We start from the raw sequence: 13,027 nt of genomic DNA on the forward strand, positions 1-13,027 counted from the left end.
TTGATTTAATTTCTTAACAAGGAAATTTATTACTTCCATACATCAACATGACATAATTTAACCAACTGTATTACCAAGCTAAAAAACAATAATTCTTCCGCTTGGAAATTCTCCATCCCAGCCACATGGTAAATGCCCCGATATGTAGATTTGGTACAATTGGTGGTAAAATTCTGAGCTGTAGTAATCTGAGAATATATCACTAATTAATATGGTTATCAAATTGAATTTTAAATCATCGATAATACTTTCGGGCAGACTTTTTATGCAAATGCCCTCTTTGATTTTTTCTACAATTTGAGGCAATACCTCTAATTTTACTTTCTTGACAAGCTGATTCCAATTTTTGTTGTATTCTTTTTTGTTGTTAATTGCTAGATATGCAGTAATATTTCCCCTTTCTTCCAGACAAATATTTTCCCAATCCGTAGAGATAATAGTCTTTATTGCTTTAGTATGGTCCTTTTGAAAAAGAACATCAAAATCATACTGTACATTTTGTTGCTCGCCGCAGTACTGTAACCATTTACAATTTACTAATTCTTCTACCATTGTGCTTCTTATTTCCATAATATCACTCCATCACACTATTTAATTTGATTGATTCTACCAGGTATTCTTGGCACGAAATCTGTGTTACTAAGCCCGAATCCTCGTTGTTGTTTGAAAGCCTCTAGCACTGAATAAGCTGAATCCATTTTTGATATACCGGCATTTCCCAGAGAATTATATAATGCTCTGTTATATTCTCCTACAGTTGGCATTTCACCATAAAAATCTCCGCCTTTTCTGTAATTATTCCAAAAACCTTCTAAAGAGTTATGAGCATTATAATGCTGACTACCGATATCAGTAAAAGCATTCCCTTCAAGCTCAATACTTAAACCTTCTTGCTTTGGAATGACATCCCTAAATGCAGCATCTTGACTTAAATGGTGTGCTTGTCCTGTTACTGTCGGGTCTTTAACCATGTTTTTATAGGTGTCAATTTTAACATCGCTCCCACCCTTAATAGGATCGCCCGAACCCTTAGTCTGCTCTGCCTGCGGATTATTCTTCCCCGCCGGACACAGACCCAAATAACCACTGGGATCATAGTAAGTAATGGAATTATTCTGACAATACGCATAGAGGTTCAACCCATCTCCCCGGTACGCATCCTCCTGAATAAATCTGCCGATCTTCGGATTATAAAACCTCGCCCTCAAGTAGTATTGACCGCTGATTCCATCATACATCTGACCCGTATAGGTAATTCGGTTTTCTATACTTCCTGACGTTTCTATTATACTTCCAAACGGGTCATAATGGTAGCTTTTTCTGATCTCCTGTTCCTGATCTAACAGAAATATCGTACTTCCCATCTCATCACACACAAAATAGTTGGGGGAATCCTCTCCCGCACTTTGCAATGACACCACATGATGTCCGCGGCAATAACGTTTCTGTTCCAAACCACTCTCTTCTGCCGCTAATTCTCCCCGGTCAAATACAAAACGGATCACCTTTCCTGCTTCTTCCGTTTCATAACGCAGACCTTCTCCATCGTACCGATAGCTGGCAGCACCGTTTTCCGTGGTCACGCTGTACTGCCGGTTCAAAGGATCATAAGCATAGGTTCGGCTGACCTCCTTGCCCTGTTCTGACAACAGATTCCCCTGCTTGTCATAGAGATAAACCATGTGGTCTGATTCTGTTTCCAGCCCTGTCAGTTGATTTTTACGGTTATACTCATATCGTTCTTCTCCGGTTTGGGTCTTCCTGGTTAACCGGTTCCCTGCCAGATCATAAGTAAACTGTTCTGTGTCACCGTGATACGTTGCTTCTGACAAACGGTTCATCACATCATAACCATATGCATTCTGATAAACATCCCCTGACTTTTTCGTACAGTTTCCATTTCCGTCATAGGCATATGCATAATTAAGCAGTATTTTCCCGTCAGAGCCTACTGTCACCAGATGCTCAATCAGCCCATCGTCCTGGTATTGATACTCTGTCTTGACTCCATTCCCATAGTCAAGGGAACTGATCCTCCCTTCCGGCGTATATTGATACGCTGCCAGAAATGTATGGTTTTGACTGTCTCTCACTTCCCTGACCCGATTAAGAACATCGTAGGTATACCGGGTCGCAATCCCTGTTTCATCCGTCAGCTCTGTTACATTTCCATTCTTGTCATAATCATACGACAGTAACGTTCTCCCGGCTGATGCCTTCCTGCTTAACAGACCCGTGGCTGTGTAATCGTATTGATAGGTAATTCCATCTCCTGACGCATCTTTTAACCTACCGTTGGGATAATAGTGATACTGATTGGTAACGGCATACCTCCCTTTCGCATCCTCCGCCCGGCGGTATACCAGATGATTGTCCATATTGTAGTGGGTAGAAATATGATTGTCATTCCGGTCTATATAGAGGTCTGGGCTACCTTCTTCATCATAATAAAAATATTCACTGTTTCCATCCTGATCAACCCGTTCATACACCTGGCCAAAGCTATTATACTTATAAGTAATCGTTCCTCCGTTGGCATCAGTAGTACTGATGATATTACCGGCATAATCATAGGCATAACGTTCGATTCCTCCATCGGGCGTATATACCTCTGTAATCCTCCCCCAGTCATCAAGGACAAACTGGGTCAAGTTCTCATTCCCATCCCTGACTCCTGTAATATTTCCCTGGGCATCATACTGAAAGGACTGCGCCGCCTCTCTTTTCTCGGCCTGCCCCTTACCGGTATAGACCCCTACTGTTTTACCTGCTGCATTATATGTGTACTCGGTATATTCAGTCTCACCCGTCCATGCCGAATGCAGATTTCCACTCAGGTCATACTGGTATTGATGCAGTATATGTTTGTCTGGTGTTGTTACCGATACCACCTGATCCTGACCGTTATAAGCAAACTCTGTTCCTGCTCCGTTATCACAATCGACCTGATATTGTTCCGGACGTACTACCTTCAAAATACGATCATTCTTATCATAAATAAAACGGCTTACCCCTCCATTTTCATCCACGAAATGCGTGAGCCTGTCCTTTTGATCATACTGGTATCGGCGGCTGCAAACACAGTCCTTTAAGCTTTGATCCATTCGTTCTAACAGATTTCCTGCCGGATCATACTTATACCGATAAATTCTGTGGATTCCTCCCTGTTTATCTTGTTCTTCTTCCCTGATCACACGATCCAGAGCATCATAGTACCAATTCTTCTGATACCCCTTGGGAGTTATCATCATGATACAGTTTCCATTGGGATCATATTCATATTGAGTAACTGCCAAGATGGTTTTTTCTTTCCCTTTTGCTTTTAAGAACCGTTCTTCGATTCCTTCTTTCTTTTTCACCAGATTGCCCGCAGAATCATATTCATAAGAAATCATTCGTTTGACTACTTCACTGATCTGGAAGCTTTCATAAACCTTCTGGTTTAAACAGTTGTATTGATAAACAGTTTTGGCTCCATGCCGGTCTTTCACTCCGGTTAACCGGTTTAACTTGTCATAGGTAAAATATAATTCATGATAACGGAGGGCATAATCCCCATAATGGACTTTATCGCGTCCCCGCTTTTCACAAATCAGATTCGATTCTGTATCATACTCAAATAAGTTTACCGAATACCATACTTCTTCTTCAGTTGATTCGATTGGTTTCCAGGTTGCAATCCGATTCCCTAACAGATCATAGTGATGGCAGGTTGTATAACCCATGGCATCAGTTTCTTTAGTCAGATTTCCTGCCAAATCATACGTTAAAGTTTTTTGAACCGCATCCTCCTCATCGATGATCCGAATCAGACGATTCATACCATCATATTGGTAACAAATCCCTTTCCCATCATCAATCTGTGCATCATAAGATTCCGGCCTTACCTTTTTGATCAAATTTCCATTGCCATCATAAAAGCATCGCTCCACGGATCCATCCGGATAGATCGTGCGAATCCTTCTGCTATCTGAATCATATTCATAACGGGTACCATAGCCAGCCACTCCATCCTTTGCATAACCGCAGGGATGAATTTTTCTGATGATGTTTCCAGCCAGATCCCGTTCCTGTTTCCAGACATTTCCCAATGGATCACGGGTTTCAGTCACCCTGTCAAAGAAATCATACTGATACATCCATGCATGGCCGCCGATTCCCTGATTAGGCGGGAAAAGAGCCGTCATATTTCCCATTTTATCATAGGTTTTTCTGGTTTCATTTTCCTTTCCATCACGGACATAGATCATATAGTTTTGCTTATTATAACAAAACTCTACTGTCCCAAACTCCGTAGTTGTAGAAACTTTTCGTCCTGCCTGATCATATTCAAAGATCGTTGTTTGACCAACCGCATCCGTAACCTGAGAGGGCTCCGGTAAAAGATGCCCGCCATTTTCATCATAGGTATAGCTTATCTCATTGCCTCTGCTGTCTGTTTTCTTTAAAATCCTTCCATAGCTATCACGTTCATATTGGGATTGCTTCCAAATACCTTCTCTTACTTTCGTCCTTTCTTCCACTAAAAAGCCATCAGGATTATAGCGATATCTGAACTCCTCACCGGTATTTGCTGTCCTGGCAATCAAATGCTGTTCTGTATCATATTCATTCTCCCAGATCTGACCGGAAGGCAGCTCCTCCCTTACTATATTGCCATAAACACTAAAGTCTCTCCTGATGATATTTCCATTCCGGTCCTTTTCATAGATCTTATTCGTCCATTCATCGTAGCCTGTCTCTTCTATTGTCCCGTCATCGAAAAAGCTATGAGTGATTAAACACTGCTCATTGTACTGGTATCGTTCGGTTCTTCCCAACGCCTCAATAAAGACAACATTTTCCCTTTTTTTAGGATCATACCGGATTGTGCTTTTACTGCCATCCAAATAATACTGGGCAACCACACGGCCTTTTTCATCGTATTCATTTCTTACATAGGCATGGCCGTTCTGATCTATCACTTGAGAAATATGGTAATTTTCTTCATACTGATAGGTAGTTATTCCCTCATCTACATGACATACTGCAGTTAAATAATCATTTTCGTATTTGTATTGTATGGCACGTCCTGATTCTTCTCTGACTTCAACAAGACGATCTTCCTCATAGATAAAATCAATCACATATCCAGATGCTGTCACAACCTGGCTCATATGAGCTTCCTGGTAATGGATCTCCGTACTGCACTGTCCTAGTCCTTTGATGGCAGTCAAACGGCCCATTTGGTCATAATAATACTTCTGGTCACCTGGGATATCGATCATCACAAAGCCTTCTTCCGGCAGCTTTCTCAATTGATACCGCTCATCTCCCTGCCGCTTGTTTCGGTAGTTCTCCTCCTGAAGAAAAAACCGCTCCATATGTCCGTCAAAGCATAGTACATCAATTGCCTGTTCCTCGTCATGGAGAAATAACCGTGATTCTAAATTTAACCTCCAGCCTTTCCCCATAATTCCCTTACATGACAGACGGGAATTATAAAACCGTTGGATCCGAAACTGGCTTTTTGTCATATTTGCTAACGTCAGATCAGTTGTTTCCAGACAGAATGCACCGGTTGCCATATCGACTGGATCGATAGAAAATACAATATTTGTTGCAAGTTCCGCGGGATCGGAAAGCCGGGGGTATCCATTATACTTACCATTGTAAGACTTGGTACCAGAGTTATCCTGGCTTATATGCTATCCGCTGTAAACTGGATCGGAATTGTTGGGATATGGTGGGCAATTCCTATTGGGTGGGCTCTGGCAGATGTGATCGGTGTTATTTTAATCAGGCATTATTATGTAAATAATCGCTGATCAGATGAAAGAAGCATCCTGGGATTTCTTCTTTTAAATTTTTTCATATACATGGGTACAGCCCAAATTTCAAGGGGCTGTTGCAAAAGCATTAACTGAGGGAAGGAGGTGCGGACGTAAAGTTGGACTTACACTGATAATCCAAGGTTACGTCCGCACCTCCGTCTCCGGTTTAGTTATTGTTCTTTCTTTTATGTTTATCTGCATTGCTGCTTTCACTTTTTTATATCTTCTGATACAACATCTAATTCATCCAAATCGAATGTGTACCAGAAGACATATTATCATCAATGCAAACTCAAGAATCATTAAGTAATAACTACTATCGCAGCTATCAAATTATCAAGGAATCAAGCTGGTCTACACCATTTTTCCATGCCAAATGAATGTCATTAGTGACAAATAATGATATTTTTCCAGTAATAACAAGCCATGATGGGGCTTGTTTAGAATCAATTTCTAGTGTACAAACTTTGTGGGTTCTTACATCATTCATTATCCACTTATATGGATAGTTTTTTCTTACCACACAACCATAAAACGCTGCCATTTCTAAAAACAGTTCCCGGCAATCATCAAATGTCTCCACTTGTTGCCTTAATACCATATCTTTTATTAATTTTACAACGTCTTCTATTGTAATATGTTCCATCTCTATATGCTGTTCTGTTATAAACCTTTGAGCAAGTGATTCATGTTCCTCAAACAGCTTGTAATAATCTTCCTCCCTAAAATAATCATTCTCTTTCGGTGGCTCAGCAATTTTCTTTAAAAAATCTAAACCATATTTTTTCAGTATATCTGCATAAGTTTCAACTGCCTGCTTATATTCTCCTGTTGTGGAATATTTAAGTCCATCGTCCCTGCAACCCGGCACAAAATTGTCTATTCGATAACTACTGTATCTTCCTGAAAAACAGTTAATATCCATAAATAGTTTTTTTCCCACCTACTACTGTAAAATTCTATAACCTGCCTTGCTATTTCTCCCTTACTATTTTTAAATTCCTTAATAAACCAACAACTATCTATTTTTTCACTAAAAATAAATCCCTCCGGTTCCAATACTTCTCCAATAATCTTATTTATAATTTCTCTTTTTTTCATAAATAGTCTCCTTTAAAATGGGCACGCCAACGCAGGAAAACCGGTACTAAATGTAACTCCGGCCTTTATCAACCACCATGCCCCATATAATACAGCTCCAACAATTGCAGCTGCAGCTACGTCTTCTCATCTGATATTAGAATAATGCATCACCTCACTCTTTCAGATCAATTAAATTAACAAGAGTTTTTAATTCACAATAAATATTAGATTCTTAAAGAATCCAGTCTGTCCACTCCGTTTTTCCATGCCAAATGGATTTCATTAAGCATAGATAAAGATAGTTTCCGTTTAGATTCAATTTCAAGTTTGCAAATAGAGTGAGTTTTCATATCCCTCATCAACCACTTACAGGAATTGTATTTACTTACAACACGTCCATAAAATGCTGCCATTTCTAAAAATAACTCCCGACAATCCTCAAATGGTTCTTCCTGTTTCTCTAATACCATATCTTTCATCAGCCTTACTGCATCTTCTATCTTGACACATTCCATGTCTATCTGCTGCTCTTTTATAAATTTTTGAGCCATACTCTCATGCTCATTAAATAGCTTATAATAATCTTCTTGTCTAAAATAATCATTCTCTTTCGGTGGCTCAGCAATTTTCTTTAAAAAATCTAAACCATATTTTTTCAGTATATCTGCATAAGTTTCAACTGCCTGCTTATATTCTCCTGTTGTGGAATATTTAAGTCCATCGTCCCTGCAACCCGGCACAAAATTGTCTATTCGATAACTACTGTATCTTCCTGAAAAACAGTTAATATCCATAAATAGTTTTTTTCCCACCTACTACTGTAAAATTCTATAACCTGCCTTGCTATTTCTCCCTTACTATTTTTAAATTCCTTAATAAACCAACAACTATCTATTTTTTCACTAAAAATAAATCCCTCCGGTTCCAATACTTCTCCAATAATCTTATTTATAATTTCTCTTTTTTTCATAAATAGTCTCCTTTAAAATGGGCACGCCAACGCAGGAAAACCGGTACTAAATGTAACTCCGGCCTTTATCAACCACCATGCCCCATATAATACAGCTCCAACAATTGCAGCTGCAGCTACGTCTTCACCTTTGACATCAGGAAATTGTATCACATTATCATCTTTCTTATCATTACTGCCAGAGTTAGAATTATTGTTTTGGTTTGGAATCCAGATATATCTGTGCCTATCTTTCTCTTCATCTTTTTTTACGTAATTCCAATAAATGAATCCTGCATAAGAATTAACCTCTGTTCCATCTAAAGACTTTGAATAACCACTGTTATAATAAGTAGAATATTTTATATAATAATCTGGATAGCGTGCACTGGGTATATACAATTGGTCCGGGTTAAATGTTGTGCCAGGAGACACTGTGTAACCTTGATACATATCTTCTAAACCAGCCAAATAACTATTAAATCGTGGCAAATCATTCATATGCGCTGTCGGATTTGCATGACTTCCAGGTTTAATTTCATACAATTCTACTTGGTTTTGATACATTAAAATCATATCGTATCTGCCATTGGTTGTTTTTGCTTCAGGATTTCCACCAGGTATTGTTTCTTCAGTACGAGCTACATATGGCAATCCAGCATAATAGACCTTAAAATATGCCTCCAATAATTGATGCGCCTCTGTCCCATCTTCATGATCTATTGCACCAGGTCTTGCACCATCCGGATCAATGAACGATAATGGATTATTCAGACAATATAGGTAAGGATGCAGGGTCATAGGCTCACAGGTATTCCCCTTCACGGAGTCAAGCCCATAAAAGAGTCCTATATTAGAATTATAGTATCTTCTACCCGCATAGTAAAGTTCCGTTTCAGCTTCATAATAGTGACCGGTAAATCCAAAATATGATTCGCCAGAGACTTTTCGATTCGGTTTACCAAACTCATCATAATCATAACTTGTCCTCACAGCACCTGCTTGGCTTAATAACCGCATTGGAGTTCCTAAAGAATCATTTTGATAAAAGAAGCTTTTATCATCTTCAATCAATCCCGTCAAATGATGACTTTGCGGTTCCCAGATATAGCTTTTGGGGATGCCATCACATTTCTCTCCAATCAGGTTATGATTGCTCCTGGCATAATCAATAATAAATTCTACACTGGATTCATCTGGCTTTTGATAACCATAAAAATCTGATTCCGCATGCTCTTTTTGCTGTTTCATGGTACGCTGGCCGAAACCGTCATAAAGGTAGGATATTTCTGTGCCATTTTTTTTCCTGATTTTTTCTAATAGATTTCTCCCATTATAAAAGTAGGCATCCTGCATTTCCTCATTTTCATAGCAACAGCGAATGTTCCCTCTTTTATCATATTCATAGCGCCTGATAAAGTCTACTGTTTCTTCCCTGACCAACTGATTCAATTCGTTATAATGATACTGTGTATCAATTCCATTTTTTTTCCTAAAAATACGGCTTCCGTATGGATCATATTCATACTTTCTTATTGTATGCAATCCATCCCGAACTTCGGTCAAACGGTTTAAATCATCATAAAAATATCGGAAGCTCTCCTTACCCTCCTCTGAAATCCTGTTTATATTAACAGGCAATCCATCGGAATCATATTCATATTGATAGTTTAAAAATCCGCCTTGATAAGAATGACTCAAATTCTTTAGCTGGCCAAATGAGTCATATCCATAACGGGACTCCTGATGATTGCTGTATTTCCTGGAAGATAAAAAGCCTGCTTCATTATAATGATATTCAACAAACTGATCAGCCCAATGGATTTCTTTGATTTTTTGGCTGGCATCATCATATTCGTACTTAATATCTTCTCCATCCGGATAAACCGTTCTTGTTCTTTTCCCATAAATATTCCATTCATACTGAACCGTGTTTCCCTGATGATCAGTTATTTGACCCGGCATTCCGGAACTGTTACGCTGGATGGTCGTACTGCCAAGCCAGTCTTTCAGTTGGGTCAGCTGGTTTAATGCATTGTATTCCATCATAACTTTTTTTCCATCCGGATATACAATTTTGCATATATTGCCTGATGAATCATAGGTATAATGTGTTTCCATTCCTTCTTGATCCGTATGGGTAAGAATTCTCCCCAAATAATCTCTTTGGTATCTTTCCTCATGACCAGCAGTATTTTCAGAACATATCACGTTACCTTCCGAATTACGTTTATAACGTACCAGCAAAAGCTCTTTTTGCTTATTTATATTCCTTGCCTCTTCCAGTTCTTCCTCAAAGGTCAGCGGTGCGATTTGTTTTACAGAAACAATGCGGTCCACTTCGTCATAGCTGTAAAGAGTTTTCAGTCCGACAGGGTCAACGACTGCCTGCAGCACCCCACTTTTCGTATATTCGTAGTCAGTTACAACTCCTTTATTATTTTTGACAGACAGGAGATTTCCGACCCCATCATAGGTAAAAGCTTTGCTTTGTCCCCTGCTATTCGCAATGGAAGTAATCCGGTTTAGGGCATCATAGGTAAATTCTACCCGGTAACCGGTGTGATCCTGCTTTGCTATAAGATTGCCATTGGAATCATAAGAATAATGCAATTCACTGCCATCAGGAAATTTTTTATTTTTCAGTCTGCCACCCGGAAAGTATTGATACTCAGTAATTCGATTCAAAGGTTCTGTTACCTTTGTGATCAATCCTAATTCATTATATTCAAAACTACTGATTTTCCCAGATGGATCTGTCTGCTTTATTTTTTGCCCGGCAGCATCGTATTCCATGTGGTATTCCCCGCCCATCGGATCAACCGCTCTGGTTATTTTACCCGAAAAATTATATTCAAAACGAGAAGATGTTTCATTTGGATAATTAATTTGAATTATTCGGTTGAGGGCATCGTAATTATACAGTACACTTGAGCCATCCGGTAAGGTTGTTTTTATCCGGTTTCCGTTTCCATCATACTGATAAGATGTCTCTCCTCCTTCCGGAGCTATCACCTTCTCCAGGCGGTTGGATTTATTATACAAATACTTCGTGACTGCGCCATTCGCCTCTGTCTGCTGGCTGACATTCCACATAAGATCATATTCCCGGAAGGTTTCACGTCCCTGTGGATCTGTCTTTTTGACAGGGCAATTCATATCATTGTATTCCCAGGTTGTTGAATTACCGTTCTGATCTATGATCTCAGTAATTTTTCCATTATTATTATAGAAATATTTTTTACTGAATCCCAACGCGTCTGTCATCTCAACAATATCGTTGTTTTGATTATATACATACTGTGTTTTATTTCCATTTCCATCTATTGTTGCAACAACGCGGTTTAACTGGTCATATTCATATTTCACCTTTGAATGAAAAGGGTTTGCTACTTCAATAATATTCCCTCTGCCATCAAATTGGACATGCATTTCGGAGCCATCCGGATGAGTGACCGTTTCTATCATGCCTTTGGAATGATACTGATACTGAAACGTCCGTCCTAATTGATCGGTATTCCGGAGTATCTGTCCATTTTGATTATAATCAGTCCTTGTAACAGAGCCATCCGGATAAATTAATCTGACAGGATGCTTCATTCTGTCATACTCAATTCTTGTCTCATGGCCGGTAGGGTCCCTGATTAAAGTCATATTTCCATCATGATCATATTCGTAACAGGTTTTATTTCCATTGTAATCCGTAATTTCGGCTAATTGATGTTTTTCATTATATTTCTTTTCTATCTGTCCTTCATGAGAAGTAATCCTGCAATCCCGTTGCCATTTATCTCTATAAAATCTGATTTTGTTTTTATTCTGGTCAATAAATACAGTCCTGTCATCATCATATTCATACTCCATGACTCCGCCATCGGGAAATAACTGTTTGACTGCCCGTCCATTTTTATCAAACTCATTGACTACCTTTTTCACACCATATGGTGTTATTTCCTCGATTAACCGGTTTTTTTTATCATAAGTATACTCTTTAAAACCGCCCGAAAGATTATCTGCTTTGATTAAATTGCCATTGTCATATGCAAACGTAACAGACCGTCCGGAATAATCACTCACACCGGCCAGTTTTCCCTCGTTATTATAAGAGAATGTAAAATAACCTGATAAGTTCTGAACCTTCGAAAGAACGCGGTTTGTATATGTATAAATAGTTGAATTCCCATTTTTATCTTTTATCTCTTTGCATAAGCCATCTTTATCAAAAACAAAAGTCTGGTTTAAAATATCCTTATAGAAATACCCATCCATTGAAAGACGTAAGGATTCCTTCGCTAATTCATTTGTTTTATAATCCCCTGCTTCCGCCCTTTCAAACGTTCGGACCTGGCCTCCAACCCCAGTATGTATCTCTATGGTTTCACGATGATCGATCAGGTAAACCTGATGATTATGATTCCAGCCGTTCCCGCACACGGTATTTTCATCTGAAAGAGAATTATAAGTTCGTGTAAAGGAGAGAGGATAACTTCCCATAATATGAAGATCTTCAGACTGCAGCACGTAATTTCCTGTAATAAGGTTGACTGGATCCCCGCTAAAAGGAGCACAACTCAAACCAAAAAGATTTTTAAAAATCTTTCCCGCTTCATTTAAAAGCTTCATGATCGTTTCCTGACCACTTGTCTCTGAAAGAATGATTCCGCCCTTACCACAAACAAGTGCCGAATCCGTTGTTATTGCACTGGTCCCATTGATCTTAGTCTGTTCATGGGGACAAAGCCATTTTCCAAGAATCATTGGAACACAGGGTTTCCCCGTGTGAGAACAAATTCCAAAGCTTGGGATATTTTCACCCGTTTTACAATCATCCACAGTTGCGATCGGTACTTTAAGCAGGCAGACATTCTTATTTTCTACATTCAGTTCACCCACTTGAGAACCACATGTACATTTAATTTTTGCACCTTTAACTAAATAGGAACTACTCATTTTACTCACCCCTTTACTTAAAATTCATACTTTTTAAGGATGCTTCAAATCCATTGATGAATGTAGAATTATCTGGTTTCGTTTTTATAAATACGCCCGGATCAAATTCCGGTTCGTTTTTGCTGACCTTTTTTAATACGGACGGTCCGCAGTCTTGCCGGTTTCCTCCCATTTTAATTGTATCTGCATTCTTTCCCAATCTTAGTTTCCTCCTTATCTCTGTACAATCATT

At 39.0% G+C, this 13,027-nt stretch carries 8 protein-coding genes; all 8 read right to left on the bottom strand.

The annotated features are described in order from the left end of the window. Positions 1-78: 78 nt before the first annotated feature. The gene (locus RT269_RS13125) at positions 79-570 is read right to left on the bottom strand and encodes a hypothetical protein (protein ID WP_313183213.1); all 492 of its coding nucleotides are present in this window, start codon (positions 568-570) and stop codon (positions 79-81) included. Positions 571-587: 17 nt separating this feature from the next. Beyond that, entirely contained in the window at positions 588-5,567 is a 4,980-nt protein-coding gene (locus RT269_RS13130; RefSeq protein WP_313183214.1) for an RHS repeat-associated core domain-containing protein, read from the bottom strand. Between the two features lie 574 nt (positions 5,568-6,141). Beyond that, complete coding sequence (locus tag RT269_RS13135; protein WP_313183216.1) at positions 6,142-6,738, bottom strand: hypothetical protein; 597 nt, start codon at positions 6,736-6,738, stop codon at positions 6,142-6,144. Continuing rightward, positions 6,693-6,914 (bottom strand): hypothetical protein, encoded by a 222-nt coding sequence (locus RT269_RS13140; protein WP_313183217.1) that lies wholly within the window; start codon positions 6,912-6,914, stop codon positions 6,693-6,695. Before RT269_RS13140 ends, RT269_RS13135 begins: the two co-directional genes overlap by 46 nt. Before the next feature lie 206 nt (positions 6,915-7,120). Then, positions 7,121-7,690 carry a hypothetical protein gene (locus RT269_RS13145; RefSeq protein ID WP_313183219.1) on the bottom strand — a complete coding sequence of 190 codons (570 nt, stop codon included), beginning with the start codon at positions 7,688-7,690 and terminating at the stop codon, positions 7,121-7,123. Next, positions 7,645-7,866 carry a hypothetical protein gene (locus RT269_RS13150; protein WP_313183217.1) on the bottom strand — a complete coding sequence of 74 codons (222 nt, stop codon included), beginning with the start codon at positions 7,864-7,866 and terminating at the stop codon, positions 7,645-7,647. Before RT269_RS13150 ends, RT269_RS13145 begins: the two co-directional genes overlap by 46 nt. A 12-nt stretch (positions 7,867-7,878) precedes the next feature. Continuing rightward, the gene (locus RT269_RS13155) at positions 7,879-12,795 is read right to left on the bottom strand and encodes a DUF6531 domain-containing protein (protein WP_313183220.1); all 4,917 of its coding nucleotides are present in this window, start codon (positions 12,793-12,795) and stop codon (positions 7,879-7,881) included. A gap of 13 nt (positions 12,796-12,808) precedes the next feature. Continuing rightward, positions 12,809-12,994 (bottom strand): hypothetical protein, encoded by a 186-nt coding sequence (locus RT269_RS13160; RefSeq protein ID WP_313183222.1) that lies wholly within the window; start codon positions 12,992-12,994, stop codon positions 12,809-12,811. Positions 12,995-13,027: the final 33 nt, after the last annotated feature.

This window comes from Lacrimispora sp. (assembly GCF_032078915.1).
Taxonomy (GTDB): Bacteria; Bacillota; Clostridia; order Lachnospirales; family Lachnospiraceae; genus Lacrimispora.